At 67.0% G+C, this 23,909-nt stretch carries 24 protein-coding genes; 14 read left to right on the top strand and 10 right to left on the bottom strand.

Annotated elements, in window-relative coordinates:
* Window positions 1–55 precede the first annotated feature (55 nt).
* The gene (locus tag J3A72_RS05640) at window positions 56–379 is read right to left on the bottom strand and encodes a hypothetical protein (protein WP_049439992.1); all 324 of its coding nucleotides are present in this window, start codon (window positions 377–379) and stop codon (window positions 56–58) included.
* A 128-nt stretch (window positions 380–507) separates the two neighbouring features.
* Here J3A72_RS05640 and J3A72_RS05635 point away from each other — a divergent pair, with 128 nt between their 5' ends.
* On the top strand, window positions 508–1,110 hold the full coding sequence (locus tag J3A72_RS05635) for a lipocalin family protein (RefSeq protein WP_014648471.1): 603 nt from the start codon (window positions 508–510) through the stop codon (window positions 1,108–1,110).
* Between the two features lie 96 nt (window positions 1,111–1,206).
* Here the strand turns inward: J3A72_RS05635 and J3A72_RS05630 are convergent, their stop codons facing one another.
* The 3 genes from J3A72_RS05630 to J3A72_RS05620 all read right to left on the bottom strand — a co-directional run bounded on the left by J3A72_RS05630 (window position 1,207) and on the right by J3A72_RS05620 (window position 4,007).
* A complete protein-coding gene (locus J3A72_RS05630) occupies window positions 1,207–1,896 on the bottom strand; it encodes a methionine ABC transporter permease (RefSeq protein ID WP_010481370.1) in 690 nt (229 codons plus the stop codon).
* Window positions 1,893–2,900 carry a methionine ABC transporter ATP-binding protein gene (locus J3A72_RS05625; protein WP_014648473.1) on the bottom strand — a complete coding sequence of 336 codons (1,008 nt, stop codon included), beginning with the start codon at window positions 2,898–2,900 and terminating at the stop codon, window positions 1,893–1,895. The genes J3A72_RS05630 and J3A72_RS05625 overlap by 4 nt, the downstream gene beginning before the upstream one ends.
* A gap of 210 nt (window positions 2,901–3,110) precedes the next feature.
* The gene (locus J3A72_RS05620; protein ID WP_014648474.1) at window positions 3,111–4,007 is read right to left on the bottom strand and encodes a DMT family transporter; all 897 of its coding nucleotides are present in this window, start codon (window positions 4,005–4,007) and stop codon (window positions 3,111–3,113) included.
* Window positions 4,008–4,162: 155 nt separating this feature from the next.
* On the opposite strand from J3A72_RS05620, the gene J3A72_RS05615 reads away from it, so the two are divergent.
* The 3 genes from J3A72_RS05615 to J3A72_RS05605 all read left to right on the top strand — a co-directional run bounded on the left by J3A72_RS05615 (window position 4,163) and on the right by J3A72_RS05605 (window position 6,113).
* Window positions 4,163–4,645 (top strand): YajQ family cyclic di-GMP-binding protein, encoded by a 483-nt coding sequence (locus J3A72_RS05615; RefSeq protein WP_006471121.1) that lies wholly within the window; start codon window positions 4,163–4,165, stop codon window positions 4,643–4,645.
* A gap of 101 nt (window positions 4,646–4,746) precedes the next feature.
* Window positions 4,747–5,313 carry a DUF1415 domain-containing protein gene (locus J3A72_RS05610; RefSeq protein WP_032961282.1) on the top strand — a complete coding sequence of 189 codons (567 nt, stop codon included), beginning with the start codon at window positions 4,747–4,749 and terminating at the stop codon, window positions 5,311–5,313.
* On the top strand, window positions 5,310–6,113 hold the full coding sequence (locus tag J3A72_RS05605; protein ID WP_032961223.1) for an SDR family oxidoreductase: 804 nt from the start codon (window positions 5,310–5,312) through the stop codon (window positions 6,111–6,113). The genes J3A72_RS05610 and J3A72_RS05605 overlap by 4 nt, the downstream gene beginning before the upstream one ends.
* A 71-nt stretch (window positions 6,114–6,184) precedes the next feature.
* On the opposite strand, the gene J3A72_RS05600 is transcribed toward J3A72_RS05605, so the two are convergent.
* Window positions 6,185–8,215 (bottom strand): M3 family metallopeptidase, encoded by a 2,031-nt coding sequence (locus J3A72_RS05600; protein ID WP_140222878.1) that lies wholly within the window; start codon window positions 8,213–8,215, stop codon window positions 6,185–6,187.
* A 170-nt stretch (window positions 8,216–8,385) separates the two neighbouring features.
* On the opposite strand from J3A72_RS05600, the gene J3A72_RS05595 reads away from it, so the two are divergent.
* A complete protein-coding gene (locus J3A72_RS05595; RefSeq protein WP_053495317.1) occupies window positions 8,386–8,790 on the top strand; it encodes a hypothetical protein in 405 nt (134 codons plus the stop codon).
* Window positions 8,791–8,928: 138 nt separating this feature from the next.
* On the opposite strand, the gene J3A72_RS05590 is transcribed toward J3A72_RS05595, so the two are convergent.
* Window positions 8,929–10,041 (bottom strand): PLP-dependent cysteine synthase family protein, encoded by a 1,113-nt coding sequence (locus tag J3A72_RS05590; protein WP_014038552.1) that lies wholly within the window; start codon window positions 10,039–10,041, stop codon window positions 8,929–8,931.
* Window positions 10,042–10,166: 125 nt separating this feature from the next.
* Here J3A72_RS05590 and gloA point away from each other — a divergent pair, with 125 nt between their 5' ends.
* Together gloA and J3A72_RS05580 are read left to right on the top strand one after the other, a co-directional pair.
* The gene (gloA, locus tag J3A72_RS05585) at window positions 10,167–10,682 is read left to right on the top strand and encodes a lactoylglutathione lyase (RefSeq protein ID WP_014648479.1); all 516 of its coding nucleotides are present in this window, start codon (window positions 10,167–10,169) and stop codon (window positions 10,680–10,682) included.
* Window positions 10,683–10,772: 90 nt separating this feature from the next.
* Complete coding sequence (locus J3A72_RS05580; RefSeq protein WP_032961230.1) at window positions 10,773–11,201, top strand: VOC family protein; 429 nt, start codon at window positions 10,773–10,775, stop codon at window positions 11,199–11,201.
* Window positions 11,202–11,268: 67 nt separating this feature from the next.
* Here J3A72_RS05580 and J3A72_RS05575 read toward each other — a convergent pair whose 3' ends face one another.
* Window positions 11,269–11,700 carry a CBS domain-containing protein gene (locus J3A72_RS05575; protein WP_014648481.1) on the bottom strand — a complete coding sequence of 144 codons (432 nt, stop codon included), beginning with the start codon at window positions 11,698–11,700 and terminating at the stop codon, window positions 11,269–11,271.
* A 445-nt stretch (window positions 11,701–12,145) separates the two neighbouring features.
* The gene (gene glmS, locus J3A72_RS05570) at window positions 12,146–13,984 is read right to left on the bottom strand and encodes a glutamine--fructose-6-phosphate transaminase (isomerizing) (protein WP_014648482.1); all 1,839 of its coding nucleotides are present in this window, start codon (window positions 13,982–13,984) and stop codon (window positions 12,146–12,148) included.
* 203 nt (window positions 13,985–14,187) lie between these two features.
* Between glmS and J3A72_RS05565 the strand changes: the two genes are divergently transcribed.
* The 7 genes from J3A72_RS05565 (at window position 14,188) to J3A72_RS05535 (ending at window position 21,979) form a co-directional block, all read left to right on the top strand.
* Window positions 14,188–15,465: an efflux RND transporter periplasmic adaptor subunit gene (locus J3A72_RS05565; RefSeq protein WP_032961233.1), complete on the top strand. Its 1,278-nt coding sequence runs from the start codon at window positions 14,188–14,190 to the stop codon at window positions 15,463–15,465.
* A gap of 35 nt (window positions 15,466–15,500) precedes the next feature.
* Window positions 15,501–16,226, top strand: a complete 726-nt coding sequence (locus J3A72_RS05560) for an ABC transporter ATP-binding protein (RefSeq protein WP_014648484.1) — start codon at window positions 15,501–15,503, stop codon at window positions 16,224–16,226.
* A 10-nt stretch (window positions 16,227–16,236) separates the two neighbouring features.
* Complete coding sequence (locus J3A72_RS05555) at window positions 16,237–17,538, top strand: ABC transporter permease (RefSeq protein WP_075077126.1); 1,302 nt, start codon at window positions 16,237–16,239, stop codon at window positions 17,536–17,538.
* A 21-nt stretch (window positions 17,539–17,559) separates the two neighbouring features.
* On the top strand, window positions 17,560–18,774 hold the full coding sequence (locus J3A72_RS05550) for an FtsX-like permease family protein (protein WP_014648486.1): 1,215 nt from the start codon (window positions 17,560–17,562) through the stop codon (window positions 18,772–18,774).
* Between the two features lie 16 nt (window positions 18,775–18,790).
* Window positions 18,791–19,162 (top strand): PDZ domain-containing protein, encoded by a 372-nt coding sequence (locus J3A72_RS05545; RefSeq protein WP_014648487.1) that lies wholly within the window; start codon window positions 18,791–18,793, stop codon window positions 19,160–19,162.
* Window positions 19,163–19,283: 121 nt separating this feature from the next.
* Window positions 19,284–20,630 (top strand): sigma-54 dependent transcriptional regulator, encoded by a 1,347-nt coding sequence (locus J3A72_RS05540; protein WP_014648488.1) that lies wholly within the window; start codon window positions 19,284–19,286, stop codon window positions 20,628–20,630.
* The gene (locus tag J3A72_RS05535) at window positions 20,627–21,979 is read left to right on the top strand and encodes a HAMP domain-containing sensor histidine kinase (protein ID WP_014648489.1); all 1,353 of its coding nucleotides are present in this window, start codon (window positions 20,627–20,629) and stop codon (window positions 21,977–21,979) included. The genes J3A72_RS05540 and J3A72_RS05535 overlap by 4 nt, the downstream gene beginning before the upstream one ends.
* 56 nt (window positions 21,980–22,035) lie before the next feature.
* On the opposite strand, the gene J3A72_RS05530 is transcribed toward J3A72_RS05535, so the two are convergent.
* Window positions 22,036–22,569 carry a GNAT family N-acetyltransferase gene (locus J3A72_RS05530; RefSeq protein ID WP_041863844.1) on the bottom strand — a complete coding sequence of 178 codons (534 nt, stop codon included), beginning with the start codon at window positions 22,567–22,569 and terminating at the stop codon, window positions 22,036–22,038.
* Window positions 22,538–23,905, bottom strand: a complete 1,368-nt coding sequence (glmU, locus tag J3A72_RS05525; protein WP_069117833.1) for a bifunctional UDP-N-acetylglucosamine diphosphorylase/glucosamine-1-phosphate N-acetyltransferase GlmU — start codon at window positions 23,903–23,905, stop codon at window positions 22,538–22,540. The genes J3A72_RS05530 and glmU overlap by 32 nt, the downstream gene beginning before the upstream one ends.
* Between the last annotated feature and the right edge of the window lie 4 nt (window positions 23,906–23,909).

The following is a 23,909-nucleotide window of genomic DNA, read 5'->3' as shown; positions in this document are numbered from 1 at the left end:
GTCATAAGCCGGGGAACGCTAGCACGGAATGTCGCGGCCTCCCCCGTGTCGAAGGTCAGGCCGTGGCCGCCGGACCGCGCCGGCCGCGTGCGGCGGAAGCCGGCCGACGGCGCGCCTGTCCACCGGTACGCCGCGCCCGCCATCGCCATGACGGGTGCGGCAGCGGAAAGCGCAGCAGCGCCCACCAGGCCGCGAGCGGCATGCCCACCAGCCACATCGGCAGCCAGCCCAGCCATGCGCTGCTGCCACGCGCCGCCGGCCAGACCAGTACCAGCGCCAGCCCAGCCAGGGCCAGCTGCCGCACGCCGCGCAGCAGGCGCGGGTCGGCGCGTTCGATGACGCGTTCAGTTGCAGGGCGACGGACGGAACGAGCGTTCATGGGGGCTTCTCCGGTAGACAATGCAACACAGCTTGGGCAAGCCCCTTCTCACAGGATGCGACACCATTGACGGATCGCGTGCACACAGTCGACCATGCGCGTGCAAGCCCACTGGAGCCCGCTCCCGCATGACTTCGATCCGCCCGTTCTGCGCCGTGCTGCTGGCTCTGTCCCTGGCAGGTCCTGCCATGGCCGCCAGTGAGCCGCCGTCGCCCCGCGCCAGCGCCACCGACGCGGCCGACCCGGGGGCGCCGATCGACCTGAAGCGCTTCATGGGCACCTGGTATGTGATCGGCCGCGTGCCGAACTTCATCGAACGCGGGCATGTCGCCAGCGTCAACGAGTACGAGCTGCGCGACGAGCACAAGGTCGCCATCACCTACCGCTACCGTGATGGCTTCGGCGAACCACTGCAGGAAATTCGCGCACGTGCCAGCGTCGATCCGGACAGCGGCAACCATGGCTGGCGAACCTGGTTCTATCGCGTGGTGCCGACCCATTCGCGGGTACTGGAAGTGGCCCCGGACTATTCATGGGCACTGATCGGTTATCCGGGCCGCGAAATGGCCTGGATCTTCGCGCGCAAGCCGGACATGGACAAAGCCCTGTACAAGGAGCTGGCCGAGCGCCTGCGCGACGAGTACGGCGTGAACACCGACAAGCTCAAGCGCGTGCCTCAGCATCCGGAACAGGTCGGCAAGCTGGGCTACGAAGTACCGAACGCGCGTTGACCGCACCTGGAATTGCCGGCCAGCGGCCGGCACTACCGTTTTTTTCCCGGCAATCGGGTAGAGCCGGCCGCTGGCCGGCTGCCGCCCGGCATTCTGTTACTTGCGGCTGTAATGCGCGACCAGGCGGTCGCCGAGCATCTGCAGCAGCTGCACCAGGATCAGCAACAGGACCACGGTGACCAGCGCCACGTCGGTGTGCGAACGCTGGTAACCATCGCGGAACGCCAGGTCGCCGAGGCCACCGGAACCGATCGCACCGCCCATCGCGGTGAAGCCGATCAGGGCCACGGTGGTGACCGTCGCCCCGGCGATCAGCCCCGGTCGTGCTTCCGGCAGCAGCACCCGGGTGACCAGCTGCCAGGTGGTGGCGCCCATCGCCTGGGTCGCCTCGATCACGCCACGATCCACTTCGCGCAGCGCGGTCTCGACAAGGCGCGCGTAGAACGGCGCCGCGCCGATCACCAGCGGCACGATCGCGCCGCGCACGCCCAGCGAGGTACCCATCAGGAACAGCGTGACCGGGATCAGCACGATCATCAGGATGATGAAAGGCACCGAGCGCAGCAGGTTCACCACCAGAGCCAGCACGCCATAGGCAAACGGCCGGCGCTTCATCTGCGGCGCCCCGAACAGGTACAGCAGCACGCCCAGCGGCAGGCCGATGGCCAGGGTCAGCGGCAGCGAACCGAGCAGCATCAGCAGGGTGTCGATGGTGGCCTGGCCGATGTCGGCCCACTTGCCCGCATCCAGGTGACGGAAGAAACCGCCGGCAGTGGCGATGATCATCGACGCAGCTCCTCGACATGCACGCCGGCAGCCACGAAGGCCGCCTGCGCGGCGGACTGGTCACCGCCCACCAGGGCGACCACCAGCTGGCCATAGGGGGTGTCCTTGATCCGGTCGATACGGCCGGACAGGATGTTGTAGTCGACCCCGGTCTGGCGCGCGACGCTGCCCAGCAGGGGTTCGTAGGTGTCGCCGCCGAGGAAGGTCAGGCGCACGATGCGCCCGCCGACCACGTCGAAATCGCGGTGCAACGCCCCTTCGTCCACGTGCTCCGATTCGCTGACGAACCGCCGCGTGGTCGGGTGCTGCGGATGCAGGAACACCCGGGTAACCGGTCCGGTCTCGACCATCTGGCCAGCATCGAGCACGGCCACGCGGTCGCAGACACGGCGGATCACGTCCATCTCGTGGGTGATCAGCACGATGGTCAGGCCCAGCTCGCGGTTGATCTTCGACAACAGCGACAGCACCGAGGCGGTGGTCTGCGGATCCAGCGCGCTGGTGGCCTCGTCGCACAGCAGGATCTGCGGGCGGGTCGCCAGCGCACGGGCGATGCCGACACGCTGCTTCTGGCCGCCGGACAGCTGCGCCGGATACTTCTGCGCATGCGCTTCCAGGCCCACGGTCTGCAGCAGCTCGGCCACGCGCGCGTCGATCTCCGCCTGCGGCGTGCCGGCCAGCTCCAGCGGGAAGGCGACATTGCCAGCCACCGTGCGCGACGACAGCAGGTTGAAGTGCTGGAAGATCATGCCGATGCGCCGGCGCAGCGTGCGCAGGCCGTCCGCATCCAGTGCGGTGACATCCTCGCCACCGATCAGCAGCCGGCCACCGCTGGGTTCTTCCAGGCGGTTGATCATGCGGATCAGGGTCGACTTGCCGGCGCCGGAATGGCCGATGATGCCGAATACCTCACCGGCCTCGATGGTCAGGTCCAGCGGTTGCAGCGCGCTGACTTCGCGGCCGGCAACGGCATAGGATTTGTGCAGGCGCTGGAACTCGATCACGGGCGTGGCTCACCGGCTGGGTGACGGAAGGGGGCGTGCAGCCTACCAGCGCAGGCGGTCGCGCGCCCGCGCCATGGGCCAGAATGTTATTCCTTTTGGTTCTAAGCCGCCCGCGCCGAGGTGTTGGCTGGGGTCAGAGCCCCTGCGGGGATCCGACCCCGGGGTCGGATCCCCGCAGGGGCTCTGACCCCATTCCCAGGCCCAACCGGCTCAGGGATGGTCCAGCGGCTTCGGTGGCTGCACCCGGTTCAGGCGCTCACGATGCAGCAGGTACAGTCCCGAAGCCACGATGATCGCGGCGCCCACCCAGGTATAGCCATCAGGCAGCTGGCCCCAGAAGGCCAGGTCCCAGCCGATCACCCAGACCAGCCCGCTGTACTCCAGCGGCGCGATCATCGAGGCCTCGCCCAGCTGGAACGCCTTGGTCAGGGCGATCTGGCCCAGCGCCCCGGCCAGGCCCATGCCGGCGATCAGCGGCGCATGCGCCAGCTGCAGCGGCACCCAGCCGGGAAGGGACAGCAGGCCGGCACCGATGGCCATGATCACCAGGAACCAGACCACCATCGACTGCGAGGTATCGGTGCGGGTCAGCAGGCTGACCGTGATCGCCGCCACGGCATAGGCGGTGGCCGCAGCCAGCACCATCAGGCCGGGCACCGAGATGAAACCGTCCACGCCCGGCCGCAGCACCACCAGCACGCCGACCAGGCCGATGCCGATGGCGACCCAGCGCCGTGGCCCGACCCGCTCGCCCAGCAGCGGTACCGACAAGGCGGCGATCAGCAGCGGGGCGACGAAATAGATGGTGTAGGCGGTGGACAGCGGCAGGTCGCGCAGGGCGAACACGAAGCAGCCGATCATCGCCATGCCCAGCGCGCCACGCAGCAGGTGCAGGCCCCAGCGACGCGGCACCAGCGAGCGCGGGCCGGCGCTGGCCAACACCCAGACCAGCACGAACGGCAACGAGGCCGCGCCGCGCAGGAAGGTCACTTCCAGGGTCGGATAGCTGGCCGACAGCTGCTTCATGCCAGCGTCCATCAGCGAGAAACAGGCGACCGCAGCGACCATCCAGGCCACCGCACGCGAAGGGGAGCGTTGCACGTTCATGGCCCATTATCGCCCGGTCGTCGCTTTCTGTAGAGCCGAGCCCACGCTCGGCTGCCCTTCACAAAGCCGCCGAGCGTGGGCTCGGCGCTACAAAGGGCGGGCATGCGGGCCCTCGCGATAGAATGATCGCCACTGAAACCTGCGGAGCACCGCCCATGCCTTCCTTCGACGTCGTGTCCGAAGTCGACACCCACGAGCTGACCAACGCCATCGACCAGGCCAACCGCGAACTGGCCACCCGCTTCGACTTCAAGGGCGTGGACGCAAAGTTCGAGCGCGACGGCGATGTCATCAACCAGACCGCGCCGACCGAATTCCAGCTCAAGCAGATGAACGACATCCTGCGTGCTCGCCTGGCCGCACGCGGCATCGACGTGCTCAGCCTGGAGTTCGGCGACATCGAGACCAACCTGGCCCAGGCCCGGCAGAAGATCACCGTCAAGCAGGGCATCGAGCAGAAGATCGCCAAGAAGATCGCGGCGGCGCTGAAGGATGCCAAGCTGAAGGTGGAAAGCCAGATCAACGGCGACAAGCTGCGCGTGCAGGGCAAGAAGCGCGACGACCTGCAGGACGCCATCGCCGTGCTCAAGGCCGGCAAGTTCGAGCTGCCGCTGCAGTTCAACAACTTCCGCGACTGAGGCATCCGCCGGGCATGCCCCGGCGCTGCCAGCGGCAGGCACGACGGCGCGTTGCCAACGACGCGCCTACAATGGCGGCCCCGCCAGCCGACGTGCCCGCCATGACCGATTCCCCCCTGCCCACCGATGACCCGATCGCTGCCACCCGCCTGTGGCTGGAGCGCATCGTCATCGGCCTGAACCTGTGCCCGTTCGCCAAGGCGGTATACGTGAAGGATCAGGTCCGCATCGTGCTCAGCGATGCGACCACGACAGAAGCGCTGGTTGAACAGCTGGCCGAGGAGCTGGTGCTGCTGCGCGACACGCCGGCCGAGCAGATCGACACGACGCTGATCGTGCATCCGCAGGTGCTGACCGATTTCCTCGACTACAACGATTTCCTCGACAACGCCGACGCCGCGATCGAGGCACTGGACCTGCAGGGCATCCTGCAGGTGGCCAGCTTCCACCCGGACTACCAGTTCGACGGCGTGGCAGCGGACGACGCCAGCAACTACACCAATCGCGCGCCCTTCCCCACCCTGCACCTGCTGCGCGAAGACAGCGTGGCGCGCGCAGTGGATGTCTATCCGGACCCGGACGTGATCGTCGAGCGTAACATCCAGACCCTGGACCGCATCGGCGTGGACGGCTGGCATCGCCGCCTGCGTGGCGAAGACCTGACGTGAGCACGGTGCCGCCGATTGCCGCATGGCCGGCCGCGCCGCTGTCGGGCAAGGTGGTGCTGGTCACCGGCGGCGCCAACGGCATCGGCCGTGGCATCGCACAGGCCGTGCTCGGTGCCGGCGGACGCGTGCTGATCGGCGACCTGGACGTGGAGGCCGGCGAGGCGTGCCTGGCGGAATGGCAGCGTAGTGGCGAGGCCGCATTCCAGCGCCTGGACATCACCGACGAAGCCAGCGTGCGCGACTTCATCGCCGTGGCCCTGCGGCGTTTCAGCCGTATCGACGGGCTGGTCAACAACGCGGGCATCGCCGGACCGCATGGCACGCAGCTGCAGGACATGGACTGGGACGAGTGGCAGCGCCGCCTGTCCTCGCTGCACGGTGCCTTCCTGTGCAGCAAGCACGCACTACCGGCGCTGACGGCCAGCGCCGCCGGCGCAATCATCAACATCGCCTCGACCCGCGCCTGGCAATCCGAAGCGCACAGCGAGGCCTATGCTGCGGCCAAAGGCGGGCTGGTGGCGTTCACCCATGCGCTGGCGATCAGTGCCGGCCCAACGGTGCGGGTCAACAGCATCAGTCCGGGCTGGATCGGCACCACGGCCTGGCAGGCCCCCTCGCGGCGACACGCACCGGAGTACTCGGCCATCGACCAGGCACAGCACCCGGTCGGCCGGGTCGGCCGCCCCGAGGACATCGGCGCGCTGGCGGTGTACCTGCTGTCGTCGCTGTCCGGCTTCAGCACCGGCCAGGACTTCATCGTCGACGGCGGCATGACCCGGAAGATGATCTACGCCGAATAGAAAAAGGGGACGGAGGGGATTAAGTCGTTTGTGCACAAACGACTTAATCCCCTCCGTCCCCTTTTTTTCGCTTACGCCATGCCCGAGTGCCGCAGCAGCGCGTCGATCTGCGGCGCGCGGCCGCGGAAGGCCTTGAAGTTCTCCGCCGCCGGGCGGCTGCCACCACGCGATAGGATTTCATCGCGGAAGCGTGCACCGGTTTCAGCCAGTGCCTGCGGCGCTTCCTCGAACGCGGCGTAGGCATCGGCGCTGAGCACTTCGGCCCACTTGTAGCTGTAGTAACCCGCGGCGTAACCACCGGCGAAGATATGGCTGAACTGGTGCGGGAAGCGGTTCCAGACCGGCGGGTGGTTCACCGCCACTTCCGCGCGCACGCGGTCCAGCAGCGCCAGCACGCTGTCCTGCGCCGGTTCGAACTGGCTGTGCAGCAGCATGTCGAACAGGCCGAACTCCAGCTGGCGCACCGTGGCCATGCCGCTATGGAAATTGCGCGCCGCCAGCATGCGCTCGTACAGCGCGCGCGGCAGCGGCTCGCCACTGTCCACGTGCGCGGTCATGCCCTGCAGATGGTCCCATTCCCAGCAGAAGTTCTCCATGAACTGGCTGGGCAGCTCCACCGCGTCCCATTCCACGCCGTTGATGCCGGCCACGCCCAGTTCGCCGATGCGGGTCAGCAGCTGGTGCAGGCCGTGGCCCATCTCATGGAACAGCGTGGTCACTTCATTGTGGCTGAAGGTCGCCGGCCTGCCGTTGGCGCCCCGGCCAAAGTTGCACACCAGGTAGACCAGTGGCGTCTGCACGCTGCCGTCGCCACGCACGCGACGGTTGCGGCAATCGTCCATCCACGCACCGCCGCGCTTGCCCTCGCGTGCGTACAGGTCCAGGTAGAACTGGCCGACCAGCGCGCCCTGCGCATCGACCAGGCGGAAGAAGCGCACGTCTTCGTGCCACACCGGTGCGCTGTCTTCCTGCACATGCAGGCCATACAGCTGCTCGATCACCGAGAACAGGCCGCCCAGTACCTTCGGTTCGGTGAAATACTGCTTCACTTCCTGCTCGGAATAGCTGTAACGCGCCTGCTTCAGGCGGTCGGCGGCGAACGCCAGGTCCCAGGCCTGCAGGGCATCGATGCCCAGCTGCTCGCGTGCGAACTGCTCCAGCTCGGCGCGGTCCTTGGCCGCGAACGGCTTGGCTCGCGCGGCAAGGTCACGCAGGAAACCCAGCACTTCGGCCGGATCCTGCGCCATCTTGGTCGCCACCGAGTAATGGCCGTACGAATCGAAGCCGAGCAACGCGGCCAGTTCGGCGCGCAGGGCAAGGATACGGTCGATGTTGCCACTGTTGTCCAGCGCGTCATCGCCGAACTCCGATGCACGCTGCGCGCTGGCACGGTACAGGATCTCGCGCAGGTCGCGGTCTTCAGCCCAGGTCTGCACCGGCAGGTAGCACGGCATCTGCAGGGTCAGTTTCCAGCCGGTCCTGCCGTCCTTCTCTGCCGCAGCGCGCGCGGCAGCCTTCACGTCTTCCGGCAGGCCCAGCAGTCGCGCTTCGTCCTCGATGTACAGCGACCATGCATCGGTGGCGTCGAGCACGTTCTGCGAGAACTTCGCCGACAGCGCCGACAGTTCCTCCTTGATCGCCGCAAAGCGCTGCTGCGCCTCAGGTGCCAGCTCGGCACCGCCCAGGCGGAAGTCACGCAGCGTGTTGCCCAGCACCTTGCGCTGGGCTTCATTGAAATGCGCCGCCTCCGGGCTGGCCGCCAGTGCCTGGTACTGGCGATACAGCGCCAGGTTCTGGCCCAGCGCGCTGGCGAAACGGGTCACCCGCGGCAGGTTGCCGTTGTAGGCCTCACGCAGTTCCGGGGTGTTGACCACCCCCTGCAGGTGACCGACCAGGCCCCAGGCACGCCACAGGCGCTCGGTGGCGTCATCCAGCGGGGTGGCGAAGGTGTCCCAACGCACCGGCTGCACCCGCTCGGCTGCGCTGACGGCAGCTTCGGCCTCGGCCAGCAGCACATCCAGCGCCGGCGCGACGTGCTCGGGGCGGATCGCGTCAAAGCGCGGCAGTCCGGAAAAATCGAGCAGGGGGTTGGCAACGGTCACGGCAGATCTCCAGGGAACGGGCCCGGCGGGCGGGCAGCTTCCCAGATATGGCGCTGACAGGCGCGGCTGACAAGGGGGCATGCGCCGGCGTTCACGTCGGCCTGACGGCCGCGCACCGAAGCTCTGGCTGCGGGGGAGTCCGCAGCGGTACTTACCGAACGAGGCCCTACATGGAAGGTCTGGCTGCAGTGGCATCCATCTCACCGGCGCGCTCGCTGGCGCTGTCCGCCAGCCCGGCAGAACTGGCCTGGATCGCCGCGCTGTGCGATGCCGGCGACGACGCCCCCCGCCATTTGGAGCAGCTGCAGGCGGTATTGCAGCAGGGCGGCACGTTCAACGATGCCCAGGAGTGGTACCCGTTCGAGGTGATCGAGCGCGGCGCCAGCCAGTTGCAGCTGGGCCACGAGCGCGAGTTCGTGATCTGCCTGCTGCTGTGGCTGCAGGCATTGGCCCAGGGACGCGCCAGCATCCTGGACCCCAGCCTGCACCTGGATGACCGCGCGATGGACATCGAGGCGTTGCCTGATGCGCTGCGCGATGCGGTGCTGGATGCGTTCACCGCAGCGGGGTATTGAGACGCCCCGGCGACCGGGTGGAGTCGACTGTGGGTCGACTTTCACGCGCAGCGCGGGATTCTGGCGACCTGAACGTGGAGCAGTGGACCAACAGTCGACGCTACCCAGCCGATGCACAGCCGGCCGTGCGTTGCCGCGTTACAACGCTTCCAGGCTGCACCACGGCAGTTCGGGCAACCCCTGCCCGGCCACCGCCGCCGCCAGCTGCGCATCGGCGCCGTCGACATCGATCCCCTGTCGCCCATACCACGCCGGGTCGTAATAGCTCTGCGCATAGCGCTCGCCACTGTCGCACAGGATGCTGACGATGCTGCCTTGGTGGCCCGCCTCACGCATCCATTGCGCGGCCTGCAGCACGCCGATGAAGTTGGTGCCGGTGGAGCCACCGACACGGCGGCCGAGCTGGCGGCTGACATGGCGCATCGCGGCCAGGCTCAGCGCATCGGGCACCTTCACCATCGCATCGACACTGGTCGGGATGAAACTCGGCTCCACCCGTGGCCGGCCGATGCCTTCCACGCGCGAGCCACCGCTACAGGTCAGTCCACGCCAGTCCTGTTCACCGGCCACGGCAGCCTTGTAGCCGTCGAAGAACACCGACACTTCCGGGTCCGCGCACAGGATGCGGGTGTCATGCCGGCGGTAGCTGACATAACGGCCCAGCGTGGCGGCGGTACCGCCGGTACCCGGGCTGCACACGATCCATTCCGGAACCGGGCTGGGCTCTTCGGCCATCTGCTTGAAGATGGATTCGGCGATGTTGTTGTTGGCACGCCAGTCGGTCGCCCGCTCGGCATAGGTGAACTGGTCCATGAAGTGGCCGCCGGTTTCGCGGGCCAGCTTTTCCGAATCACAGTTGAGGTCGCAGGCGCGCTCGACCAGGTGGCAGCGGCCCCCATGGAACTCGATCGCCGCGATCTTTTCCGGCGAGGTGGTGGCCGGGATCACCGCAATGAACGGCAGGCCCAGCAGGCGCGCGAAATAGGCTTCGGACACGGCGGTCGAGCCACTGGAGGCCTCGATCACTGGCCGGCCCTCGCGCAACCAACCGTTGGCCAGCGCGTACAGGAACAGCGAGCGCGCCAGCCGGTGCTTGAGGCTGCCGGTGGGATGGCTCGACTCGTCCTTCAGGTACAGGTCGATGCCCTCGAACCCGGGCAGCGCCAGCGGGATCAGATGGGTATCGGCGGAACGGTTGAAATCGGCTTCGATCTTGCGGATGGCGGCGGCCACCCATTCACGCTGCGACATGGCGGGCAATCGTTATCAGGACGGAACGGTGCGATCCGGCCATTGTACGTCGCGGTGCCGTCAGGTGCGGGCCGGTAGAATGGCGCCATCCGGCCGGCAACGGCCCCGTCTGAAGGACCTCCCCCATGACCATTCCCGCCCTGCGCGATGTCCCCGGCGTCGCCGCCCAGGCCCCGGCCGAAACCAGCGGCTTCGTGTTCAACCACACCATGCTGCGGGTGAAGGACATCACCGCCTCGCTGGACTTCTACACCCGCGTACTGGGTTACCAGCTGATCGACAAGCGCGACTTCCCGGACGCCCAGTTCAGCCTGTACTTCCTGGCCTACGTGCCGGCCGGCGCAGTGGTGCCGGAAGACGACAGCCAGCGCCGCCTGTGGATGGCCGGCCTGCCGGGCGTGCTGGAACTGACCCACAACCACGGTACCGAAACCCAGGCCGGTGCGGTGTACCACGACGGCAACAGCGACCCGCGCGGCTTCGGCCACATCTGCGTGTCGGTGCCGGACATCGAGGCCGCCTGCCAGCGCTTCGAGGACCTCGGCGTGACCTTCCAGAAACGCCTGACCGACGGCCGCATGAAGAACCTGGCCTTCATCAAGGACCCGGACGGCTACTGGGTCGAAATCATCGCCAACTGACAAAAAGGGGACGGAGGGGATTAAGTCATTTCTGGCACTATTGGCCGGAAGCGACTTAATCCCCTCCGTCCCCTTTTTTGCGAGGTTCGTATGGAAACGATGGAACTGCACCGCGGCCGACTGATCGACCATCTGCAGCTGGTGGTGCGTGACCTGGCCGCCAGCCGCCGCTTCTACCAGGCGGTGTTCGACACCATCGGCATCCCGATCGCCGGCGAAGGCGATGATTACTTCTGGGCCGATGAGCTGTTCATTTCCAGCGCCAGCAGCGAGGCCGCCGCCGGCCAGCTGACCGGCCGGCACCATCTGGCCTTCCAGGCCCGCGACAGCGCCACCGTCGATGCCTTCCATACCGCCGCGATCGCCGCCGGCGGCACCGATAACGGCGCGCCGGGCGAACGCCCCTACCACCCGGGCTACTACGGCGCCTTCGTGCTCGACCCGGACGGCAACAACATCGAAGTGGTCTATCACGGTCCGGCGAACTACAGCGCCGACTCGGTGAAGGTCACGTTCTGATATCACCGAAGCCGTGAACGAAGAAGCCGGGCAATGCCCGGCTTCCCTGCTTCCAGCGCTGCAGCCCTCAGTGGGCGGCCATGTAGATGTCCTGAAGCACGGCCTTTTCCAGTTCCAGCTCGCCCAGCAGGTTCTTCACGATATCGCCCAGGCTGAGGATGCCGACCAGCTGGTTGCCGTCGGTCACCATCAGATGACGGCGCCGCGAGTACGTCATCAACGACATGGCCTGCTTCAGCGTCGCGTCCGGCGCAATGCCTTCCAGGCCGGTGGACGGCAGGCTGGAGATCACCCGGCGGCCGGCCTGCGGGCCGTCGTCGGCCAGGGTACGCACGATGTCCTTCTCGGAAATGATGCCGACCGGGGCATCGTCCTTCATCACCACCAGCGCAGCGATCCTGTTCGCGCTCATCTTGTGGGCGGCGGCACCGATGGTGTCCTCGGCGTCGATGGTGATGACAGCTTCTTTCTTGGATTGCAGGAGTTCGCGGACGTTCATTCTTGTTTCCTGGTGCAGGTCACTGAAGTCAAAAAAGTGTGCTCTTCCGATACGCCCCCTCCCCGGGAACAGACCTTTCAGCGCACGTCTGGCGCACCCGCCCGCCGCGTGGAATGGATCGGCAGGCGATGTGCTGCAACGCGAACGAGGTGGGCTCAACCGCTCAACCCGGACCTCGGTCAAATCGATTCTACGACTGCGACCATCGGTAACTACCGGCATCGATAGGACAGTTCGTCGTGGGAACCAACCGACGATCCAGAGAATGGCACCGCGGCTGAAACCGCCGCTGAATACAGCCGATGCCACGCATTAAAGAATGATTGCCTGCTGCCGACGGCGGACAGAAAACCCGGTGGCTGTCCCACTTGGCATGGCCAACCACGCAAACGAAAGGGGCCACGCGGGCCCCTTTCGCATGCAGCATTCAACGGATCCGGGAGTGTTACTCCACCGTCACGCTCTTGGCCAGGTTGCGCGGCTTGTCCACGTCGGTGCCGCGTGCCAGCGCGGTGTGGTAGGCCAGCAGCTGCACCGGAATGGTGTGCACGATCGGGCTGAGCACGCCGGCATGGCGCGGCGTGCGGATCACGTGCACGCCTTCGGACTCATTGAAGTTGCTGTCCTGGTCGGCGAACACGAACAGCTCGCCACCACGGGCGCGCACTTCCTGCATGTTCGACTTCACCTTCTCCAGCAGGCTGTCATTGGGGGCGATCACCACCACCGGCATGTCCTCGTCCACCAGCGCCAGCGGGCCATGCTTCAGCTCGCCCGCCGGGTAGGCCTCGGCGTGGATGTAGGAAATCTCCTTGAGCTTGAGCGAGCCTTCCAGCGCGATCGGGTAATGCAGGCCACGGCCCAGGAACAGCGCATTGGACTTGCGCGCGAAGCGTTCGGCCCACGCCGCGATCTGCGGTTCCAGGTTCAGCGCGTGCTGCACGCTGCCCGGCAGGAAGCGCAACTGTTCCAGGTAATCCGCTTCCTGCGCCGCGTCGATGCGGCCATGCAGCTTGCCCAGCACCACGGTCAACTGGAACAGCGCGGCCAGCTGGGTGGTGAAGGCCTTGGTCGAAGCCACGCCGATCTCCGCGCCCGCGCGGGTGTAGCAGACCAGCTCGCTGGCGCGCGGAATCGCGCTTTCCGGCACGTTGCAGATCGACAGCGTGTGCTTGTGGCCAAGCGCCTTGGCGTACTTCAGCGCCTCCATCGTATCCAGCGTTTCGCCGGACTGGGAGATGGTGACGATCAGGTGCTTCGGGTTGGCATACGCGGCGCGGTAGCGGTACTCGCTGGCAATCTCCACGCTGCACGGCAGGCCGGCGATGGCCTCGATCCAGTAGCGCGCGGTCAGGCCGGCGTAGTAGCTGGTGCCGCAGGCAATGATCTGCACGCCCTCGATGCCCGACAGCACCGCTTCGGCATTCTTGCCGAACAGCTCGGCCGGGAAACCACCGGCGTCGATCGCCGCCTCGATGGTGTCGCCCAGCGCGCGCGGCTGCTCGTGGATTTCCTTCTGCATGAAGTGGCGGTACGGGCCAAGCTCCAGCGATGCCAGCGACACGTCGGACAGGTGCACATCGCGCTCGACCGGCCGGTCATGCTCATCGAAGATGCGCACGCCATCGCGACGGATCTCGGCGGTGTCGCCCTCTTCCAGGAAGATCACCTTGCGGGTGGCCGAGATCACCGCCGAGACGTCGGAGGCGACGAAGTTCTCGCCCTCGCCCAGGCCCACCAGCAGCGGGCAGCCCATGCGCGCGCAGACGAAGCGCTCCGGCTCGGCGCGGCTGACCACGGCCAGCGCGTAGGCGCCGGTCAGCTCCTTCACCGTGTGCTGCAGCGCCACCAGCAGGTCATCGCCGCCCTTCAGGTGATGATGGATCAGGTGCGCGATGACTTCGGTGTCGGTCTGCGACTCGAAGGTGTAGCCCAGCGCCCGCAGCTTCTCGCGCTGCTCTTCGTGGTTCTCGATGATGCCGTTGTGCACCAGCGCCACGCCGTGGCTGATGTGCGGATGCGCGTTGGCCTCGGTGACGCCGCCGTGGGTGGCCCAGCGGGTGTGGCCGATACCCAGCACCGCATTGAACCCTTCGGCCTCGGCCGCCGTGGCCATTTCCGACACGCGACCGGTGCGGCGGACACGACGTACTTCGGGGCGCTCGGCATGATCGATCACCGCGATGCCCGAGGAGTCGTAACCACGGTACTCAAGCCGCTTCAGTCCTTCGATCAGCACCGGCACCACGTCGCGATCGGCGATTGCACCCACGATTCCACACATGTCACGCGTTTCCTTGAAGACGATCGGCGCATTCTAGCCCGCGTGTCCGGCTTCCCCCTCCTGTCCGCTTAATGAAAGTGTCCGGAAAGGTGTCCGCGGACACCCGGACACTCCAGCGGCCCGCCCAACCTGTTGAACTGAAAGGAAATAAAGTTGGCACGCTACGTGCTTGGTACTGGCTACCACCGTCAGGCACGCACCCGATGATCCGCGACACTTCCGCACAGGACCAGATCGTTTCCTCCGCCCCCGCCGGCGCCACCCGCGTCAACTGGCAGCGCTACCGCTGGCCGGCGCTGGGCGCCATCGTGCTGCTGGCCGGCATCGGCTGGGCCGTGCATGCCTGGTCCAATGCCAGCCGCTCCTTCGACAGCAGCCGGGTGCGCATCGCCGAAGTGAAGCGCGGCGACCTGGTCCGCGACATCGCCGCCGACGGTCGGGTGATCGCCGCCAACAGCCCGATCCTGTACGCCATCTCGGCCGGCACCGTGGACCTGAAAGTGGTCGCCGGTGACGTGGTCAAGAAGGGCCAGGAACTGGCGGTCATCGACAGCCCGGAACTGCGCAGCAAGCTGGCCCAGGAACAGGCCACCCTGGCCGGCCTGGAAGCCGAGGCCAGCCGTGCCGCGCTGGACGCCACCCTGGCCCGCGCCAAGTCGCGCAAGGAAACCGACCAGGCCACCATCGAGCGCCAGGCCGCCGACCGCGACCTGCAGCGCTTCCAGCGCGGCTACGACGGCGGTGCGGTGCCACAGATCGACCTGGCCAAGGCCAAGGACTCGCTGAAGAAGGCCGATATCACCCTGGCCAACGCCACCACCGATGCGCGCCTGCAGAGCCAGGGCGCCGACCTGGATGCCCGCAACAAGCGCCTGCTGGCCGACCGCCAGAAGGCCGTGGTGGCCGAAGTGCAGCGCCAGGTCGACGCACTGACCCTGCGCGCACCGTTTGACGGCCAGGTCGGCCAGGTGCAGGCGGTCCAGTCCACCAACCTGGCTGCCAACGCGCCGGTGCTGGGCGTGGTCGACCTGTCCAAGTTCGAGGTCGAGATCAAGGTGCCGGAGAGCTTCGCCCGCGACCTGGCGATCGGCATGCCGGCGCAGCTGACCGGCGGCAATGGCAAGCCGTTCCCGGGCGAGATCAGCGCGGTGTCGCCGGAAGTGGTCAACGGCGAGGTCAACGCCCGCGTGCGCTTCGCCAGCGCGCAGCCGGAAGGCCTGCGCCAGAGCCAGCGGATGTCGGTGCGCGTGCTGCTCGATACCCGCAAGGACGTGCTGAAGGTCGAGCGCGGCCCGTTCGTCGAACAGGGCAATGGCGTGGCCTACGTGATGGATGGCCGCACCGCGGTGCGGCGTCCGGTGGAACTGGGCGTCAGCAGCCTGGGCGAAGTGGAAATCAAGTCGGGCGTGCAGCCGGGCGACCGCATCGTGGTCTCCGGCAGCGACCTGTTCAAGGACGCCGAACGCGTCTCCGTCAACTGATACCCGATACCTGAATCCTGGAGAGAGGACACCCCATGTACATGCTCGAAATGCGTTCGGTCGCCAAGGTCTTCCGCACCGAACAGGTGGAAACCCACGCGTTGCGCTCGCTGGAACTGCAGGTCAAGGAAGGCGAGTTCGTCGCGGTCACCGGCCCGTCCGGCTCCGGCAAGACCACCTTCCTCAACATCGCCGGCCTGCTGGAAACCTTCACCAGCGGCACCTACCTGCTTGACGGCCAGGACGTGAGCACGCTGGGCGATGACGCCCGCAGCCGCCTGCGCAACCAGAAGATCGGCTTCATCTTCCAGGGCTTCAACCTGATTCCCGACCTGAACCTGTTCGACAACGTCGACGTGCCGCTGCGCTACCGGAAGATGAGTGCCAACGAGCGCCGCGAACGCATCGAGAAGGCGCTCACCCAGGTCGGCCTGGGCTCACGCATGAAGCACTACCCGAACGAACTGTCCGGCGGCCAGCAGCAGCGTGCGGCGATCGCGCGTGCGCTGGCCGGCAGCCCGCGCCTGCTGCTGGCCGACGAACCGACCGGCAACCTGGATACGCAGATGGCCCGCGGCGTGATGGAACTGCTGGAGGAGATCAATGCCGCCGGCACCACCATCGTGATGGTCACCCACGACCCGGAACTGGCCGCGCGCGCGCAGCGCAACGTGCACATCGTCGATGGCCAGGTGACCGACCTGGTGCGCGAACCGGTGCTGGCTACCCCGCCGCGCCACATCGTTGCCGTCAACGAGTGAGGGCACTCCCATGTTCGCCTACTACACCCGATTGGCGGTACGCAGCTTCCGCCGCAACAAGATCCTGACCGCACTGATGGTGGTCGCCATCGCGCTCGGCATCGGTGCCTCGATGACCACGCTGACGGTGTTCCACGTGCTGTCCGGCGACCCGATTCCCGGCAAGAGCGACCAGCTGTTCTACGTGCAGGTCGATCCGCGCCCGCGCGGCGGCTATACCCCGGGTGAGGAGCCTGAGGAACAGATGACACGGCGCGACGCCGAGACCCTGCTGCGCGAGAAGCGCGGCATCCGCCAGGCGATGATGAGCGCGGGCGGCGGCACGGTGGAACCGGAGCTCAGCACGCTCAAGCCGTTCTCGGTGGATACGCGCTGGACGTCGGCCGATTTCTTCCCGATGTTCGACGTGCCGATGCAGTACGGGCGTGCCTGGAACAGCAGCGATGATGACAATCGCAGCCGGGTGGTGGTGCTGTCGAAAGCGATCAACGACAAGCTGTTCCAGGGTGCCGACAGCACCGGTCGCGAGATCCGCCTGAGTGGCCATTCACTGCGGGTGATCGGCGTGATGAAGAAGTGGAGTCCCGAACCCCACTTCTTCGATCTGACCACCGGCAACTACGGCAAGGATGAAGACCTGCTGGTGCCGTTTTCCACTGCGATGGACCTGGAGTTCGGCAGCAACGGCAACATGAACTGCTTCGGCGAGAATCCGGATGGCAGCAGCAACTCGATCAACGCGCCCTGCAGCTGGATCCAGTACTGGGTGGAGCTGGATCCGGCCAAGGTCGAGGACTACCGCAGCTACCTGGCCAACTACTCGGACCAGCAGCGCGCAGCGGGCCGTTTCGAGCGCCCTACCAACGTGCGCCTGCGCCCGGTGATGGAGTGGTTGACGTTCAAGAATGCCGTGCCCAGCGACGTGCGCCTGCAGATGTGGCTGGCACTGGGCTTTCTCGGCGTCTGCCTGGTCAACACGGTGGGCCTGCTGCTGGCGAAGTTCCTGCGCCGCAGCGGCGAGATCGGCGTGCGCCGCGCCCTCGGTGCCAGCCGTGGGCAGATCTTCCTGCAATGCCTGATTGAAGCCGGTGCGATCGGCGTTGCCGGCGGCGTGCTCGGCATCGGCCTGGCCCTGCTCGGCCTGTATGCGGTGCGCCAGCAACCCGTGGACTACGCGAGCCTGGCCCACCTGGACGGCAGCATGCTGCTGCTGGCCATTGGCCTGACCCTGTTCGCCAGCCTCGCCGCTGGTTTCCTGCCCGCCTGGCGCGCGATGCAGGTTACCCCGGCCATCCAGCTCAAGTCGCAGTAAGCACGAGTACGAGGACCTCCCATGGATATCCGCCCCATCCTCAGCACCCTGCGCCGGCACAAGACAGCCGCCGCCCTGATCGTGCTGGAAGTCGCCCTGACCTGCGCCATCGTCTGCAATGCCCTGTTCCTGGTCACCCAGCGCGTTGAACGGATCAGCCAGACCAGCGGCCTGGCCGAGAACGAGCTGGTGTTCGTCCGGGTCAGCGGCATCGGCAAGCAGACCAATGGCCAGGCCCGCACCCAGGAGGACCTGTCCGCCCTGCGCGCCGTTCCCGGGGTCACCGCCGCCGCGAAGGTCAACCAGCTGCCGTTCCGCCCGAACTCCTCCAATACCAGCGTTTCGCTGAAGCAGGAACAGGAACGTCCGACCGCCTTCGTCACCATGTACATGTTCGGCGAAGGTGGACTGTCCACGCTTGGACTGCAGCTGACCGCCGGCCGCGACTTCCAGCCCAGTGAATACAGCAACGTCGAGGATGCACAGAAGAACGCCTCCACCAATACCGCCTCCTCGGTGATCATCAGCCGCACGCTCGCCGACAGGCTGTACCCCGGCGAGAACGCACTGGGCAAGACGTTCTACATGGGCAAGCAGCCACTGCACGTGGTGGGTATTGTCGCGTCATTGGCCACGCCCACCGATTACAACAACAACACCACGCTGTCGATGGTGCTGCCTGTGCGGACCGATTTCACCCAGGGCCCGTACGTCCTGCGCACCGCTCCGGAACGGCGCGAGGAAGTACTCAAGGGCGCGATCGCCGCGCTTGAACGCAACGACCCCAACCGGCTGGTGCGCGAGAAGCTGACCTATGAGGCGCAGCGCAATGACTACTTCAAGAACGACAGGGCCATGGTCGGGCTGCTGATCACGGTGTGCATCTCGCTGCTGGTGGTCACCGCACTGGGCATCATCGGCCTGGCCAGCTTCTGGGTGCAGCAGCGCAGCAAGCAGATTGGTATCCGTCGCGCGCTCGGCGCGACGCGTGGGCAGATCCTGCGCTACTTCCAGACCGAGAACTTCCTGCTGGCCACGCTGGGCATCGTGCTGGGCATGCTGGCCGCCTATGCGATCAACCTGGCACTGATGAACATGTACGAGCTGCCGCGCATGCCGCTGCACTACCTGCCGCTGGGCGCACTGCTGCTGTGGGTGCTTGGCCAGATCGCGGTGTTCGGGCCGGCCCGGCGCGCGGCAGCGGTACCGCCTGCGGTTGCCACGCGGGGCGCATGAGATGCGTATCCGCTGGATGCTGATGATGATGCTCCTGCCACTGCCGGCACTGGCCGGCGGTGGCAGCTCGCAGACACTGGAGTGGCGCCAGGACGATGCGCGCCTGGCATTGCGTTCGAGCGAAGGCCAGGTGCGCGTGGAAGCCGCCGGCCCGGAAGCCCGCTTCGGCGTGCGCAGCGGCGATCGCATCCTGCGGGTGGATGACACCACCGTACGCAGGATCGAGCATCTTGCCGAGGCCCTGCGGCGTTCAAGCGCCGCCAGGGCCTATCTCCTGCTGCAGCGCGACAGACAGGAACTGACGGTCGCGGTGGACGCCGCTGCCTGGCGCAGGGCGCTGGTCGCTCCGCCTCCGCCAGCACCGCCACCGCCGCCGCCCCGACGCTGAGCCCGCCGCCCCGACGGCTACGGGTTTGGCTATGCTTGATGGGTGGCGCCGGGCTCTCCCGGCGTATGGACACGAACACGGCTCCATCGGCGCCGCCCATCCCTTTCTGCAGAACCGCTTGATGCCTTCGATCCTGATCATCGACGACAACGCCAGTGTGGGCACTGCACTCGACGTGCTGTTCTCCCTGCACGACATCGACACCCTGCAGGCGCAGAGCCCGGCCGAGGGGCTGGCCCTGCTCGAGTCGCAGCCGGTCGACCTGGTGATCCAGGACATGAACTTCAGCGAGGACACCACCTCCGGCGAGGAGGGCGAAGCGCTGTTCGCACAGATCCGCGCACGCCACCCGGACCTGCCGGTGATCCTGCTGACGGCCTGGACCCACCTGAGCAGCGCGGTGGACCTGGTCAAGGCCGGCGCCGCCGACTACCTGGCCAAGCCCTGGGACGACCGCAAGCTGCTGACCACGGTCAACAACCTGCTGGAGCTGTCCGAGGCGCGGCGCGAACTGGACCGCCGCCGCAGCCGTGAGCTGCGCCAGCGCAATGCGCTGGAAGAAAAGTACGACCTGTGCGGTGCGGTCTTCGCCGATCCGGCCAGCGAGCGCGTCATCGCCCTGGCCTGCCAGGTCGCGCGCTCCGAGCTGCCGGTGCTGATCACCGGTCCCAATGGTGCCGGCAAGGAGAAGATCGCGCAGATCATCCAGGCCAATTCACTGGTGGCCAAGGGCCCGTTCATCACGGTCAACTGCGGCGCGTTGCCGTCGGAGCTGATCGAGGCCGAACTGTTCGGTGCCGAGGCCGGCGCCTACACCGGCGCCAACAAGGCACGCGAGGGCAAGTTCGAAGCCGCCGACGGAGGCACGCTGTTCCTGGATGAGATCGGCAACCTGTCGCTGGGCGGGCAGATGAAGCTGTTGCGCGTGCTGGAAACCGGCCGCTTCGAGCGCCTGGGTTCCAATCGCGAACGCCAGGTCAAAGTCCGCGTGGTCAGCGCGACCAATGCCGACCTGCCGGCGATGATCCGCGACGGCACGTTCCGCGAAGATCTCTATTACCGCCTCAATACAGTGGAACTGGTACTACCGCCGTTGGCCGAGCGCGCGGGCGACATCGTTCCACTGGCCGAGCGTTTCCTGACGGCCGGCAAGCCGCTGTCCAGTGCCGCCAGTGCCGCCCTGCAACGGCACCCGTGGCCGGGCAACGTGCGCGAACTGCGCAACGTGATCCAGCGTGCCGAACTGCTGGCGACCGGCAACCGCATCGAGGTGGCCGACCTGAACCTGCCGCGCACCGCACCGGCGCCACGCCCCGCACCGAGCGCTGGCAACGATCCCGACCGCGAGCGCATCGAGGACGTGCTGGCACGCAACCACGGCGTCATCGCCCAGGCGGCTGCCGAACTCGGCCTGAGCCGCCAGGCCCTGTACCGGCGCATGGACCGCCACGGCATCCCACGCGAATGAAACGGCGCTCGTTCACCTTCCGCCTGTTCCTGCGCCTGCTGCCGGTGCTGGCGCTGGCCGCTGCGCTGCCGTGGCTGCTGGCGTACTGGATGAACCATGGCTGGGTGGTGACCACGGCGTCGGCCGTGATCCTGCTGGCGTTGATGTGGTGGACCCTGCGCCGTGCCACCGCACCGGTGCGCTCGCTGATGCGTGCACTGTCCGGCACCACCAGCAGCTACCGCGACGGCGAGTACAACTTCGGCGTGTACTGGCCGGGCAACGACGAACTGGGCGACCTGGTGCAGGCGCACCGCGAGCTGGGCGATGTGCTGCGCGAACAGCGGCAGGGCCTGGTGCAGCGCGAACTGCTGCTGGACACCATGGTGCAGAACACGCCGGTGGCCATGCTGCTGATTGCCTCCGGCGGCGATGGCATCGCCCGCGTGGTGTTCTCCAACCTGGCTGCGCGCAAGCTGCTGCATGGCGGCTGGAAGCTGGAAGGCCAGCGTCTGGAAGAGGTGCTGGAACAGGTGCCGGTAGAGCTGCGCGATGCCATCGCCCGTGGCGGCGACAGCCTGTTCGCGGTGCATGCCGAGGGCGAGGACGGCGACGAGGATGACGAGCAGGTCTACCACCTGTCGCGCCGCGCCTTCCAGCTCAACGGCCGTCCGCACGACCTGCTGCTGGTACGCCTGCTCACCGCCGAACTGCGCCGCCAGGAAGTGCAGACGTGGAAGAAGGTGATCCGGGTGATCAGCCACGAGCTCAACAACTCACTGGCACCGATCGCCTCGCTGGCCCACTCCGGTGGCGTGCTGGTGCAGCGCGAACGCTTCGACCGGTTGCCGGAGATCTTCACCACCATCGAGGACCGCGCACGCCACCTGGAAGGCTTCATCCGTGGCTATGCACGCTTCGCAAAGCTGCCGCAGCCGCAACTGCAGACCGTGCACTGGGCGCCGTTCCTGTCCAGCCTGCGCCAGCAGATCCCGTTCACCATGGAACGCGAGCCGGACGAGGACCTGAGCAGCCGCATCGACATCGCGCAGTTCGGGCAGGCATTGCTGAATCTTCTGAAGAACGCGCATGAAGCCTGCGCCGAGGCCGATCCGCCCAACGATGACGTACAGGTGCAACTCACGCGGCTGCCGCAATGGCTGCGCCTGGACGTACTGGATCGCGGCAAGGGCATGAACGAGCAGGTGCTGCAGAACGCCTTGATGCCGTTCTATTCGACCAAGCGCAACGGCACCGGCCTGGGGTTGGCACTGACGCGCGAGATCGTGGAAGCGCACGGTGGCCGCGTGTCGCTGCAGAACCGCGGCGATGGCGGGTTGTGCGTGTCGATCCTGTTGCCGGTGGGTTGAGCGGGCCGATCGGGTAGCTCCACGCCATGCGCGGATGTGCCGACCAGGGCCGGCACCTACCAGGTCCGCCGCATCGCCACCCGCAGGTGCATCGGAAACCCGAGCGCAGCCTCTTCGGCCATGACGGCGCGCAGGCCGTCGTTCCACTCAGCCTCAGGCACTACGTCGAACCCTTCGCTGGCATAGAAGGCTGCATTCCATGGCACATCGCTCAAGGTGGTCAGCACCGCTGCAGCAAAGCCGGTGGCCCTGGCCTGCGCCAAGGCGTGCCGCAGCAATGCACGGCCATGGCCACGACGCGCGTGCGCCGGGTCCACATCCATCTGCAGGACATGGAACTCGCCACCCAGCTCGCCGCCCAGCAGGTAGCCGGCAATGTCGCCGCCGGGGCCATCCACAACCCACAGCTGGCCCCGCTGAAGGCCGTCCTGCAGCGTCGGCAGATCCAGGCCGTGGCCGGCAAATACCGGATGGGCTTCGTGATCCTTCAGCAGTTCGCCGGCACGCTGTTCAATTGCCGGCAGCACGCCGAGCTCGTCGGCATGCGGAATACGTGGCTCAGGACTTCTTGACCGGGCGCTTCCAGCCATCGATGGTTTCCTGTCGTGCGCGGGCCAGTGTCAGCTTGCCGTCCGGGGCGGTGCGGGTGATGACCGAACCGGCAGCGATGGTCGCGCCCTCGCCGATCATCAGCGGCGCCACCAGCGAACTGTTGGAACCGATGAACGCGTTGTCGCCGATGGTGGTGGTCGACTTGTTCACGCCGTCGTAGTTGCAGGTGATTGTGCCGGCACCGATGTTCACCTTGCTGCCGATCACCGCATCACCCAGATAGGTGAGGTGGTTGGCCTTGCTGCCGACGCCGAGGGTGACCTTCTTGGTTTCGACGAAGTTGCCGACGTGCACGCCATCGGCCAGCACGGTACCTGGGCGGAGGCGCGCGAACGGACCGACCAGCGCCGCGCCTTCGGTGACCACACCCTCCAGATCACAGTGCGCGCGTACTTCGGTACCGGGGCCGAGAGTAACGTCCTTCAGGCGGTTGAACGGACCGATGGTAACGCCGTCGCCGAGCACGATGTTGCCTTCGAGAACGACATCGACATCGATCAGCACGTCACTGCCCACGGTGACGGTGCCACGGATGTCGAGTCGTGCCGGGTCGCGCACGCGTGCACCCTGTGCGCACAGCGCACGCACGGCGCGATGCTGCCAGGCACGCTCCAGCTGCGACAGCTGCCAGGGATCGTTTGCCCCCTCGGCTTCCTGCGCGTCGGCCACCAGCGCCATTTCGGCCGGGGTGTACTCATGCGCGGCAAATGCGAACACGTCGGTCAGGTAGTACTCGCCCTGCGCATTGCGGTTGGACAGCTGCGACAGCCAGCGGCGCAGCGCGGTCGACTCCGCGGCGATGATGCCGGTGTTGATCGTGCGCACGCGCAGCTGGTCGTCGGTCGCGTCCTTCTGCTCGACGATCGCTCCCACCTTGCCTTCGGCATCGCGCAGCACGCGGCCGTAACCGGTCGGGTCATCAACCTCGGCGACCAGCACCGCCAACCGCCCCGGCTGCGCCAGCAGATCGCGCAGGGTCTGCGCGCGGATCAGCGGTACATCGCCGTACAGCACCAGCACCTGCACGGCATCCGGCACCTGCGGCATCGCCTGCGCCACCGCGTGGCCCGTACCCAGCTGCTGCGCCTGTTCAGCCCACTGCAGGTCGGGCTGGTCGGCGAACTGTTGCCGCACCGCCTCACCGCCATGGCCGTAGACCACATGGATGGCCGCCGGTTGCAGTTCGCGGGCCGCATCGATCACGTGCGCCAGCATCGGTTGGCCGGCGATCGGCTGCAGCACCTTCGGCAGCACCGACCTCATGCGCTTGCCGGCGCCGGCGGCGAGGATGATGACGTGCAGGGCTTGGGTCATGGGA

Source organism: Stenotrophomonas sp. PvP093, from assembly GCF_017876915.1.
GTDB classification, from domain to species: Bacteria; Pseudomonadota; Gammaproteobacteria; order Xanthomonadales; family Xanthomonadaceae; genus Stenotrophomonas; species Stenotrophomonas muris.
Note: the sequence above shows the minus strand (reverse complement) of the source record. Positions and strands in the feature narration are given on the sequence as shown.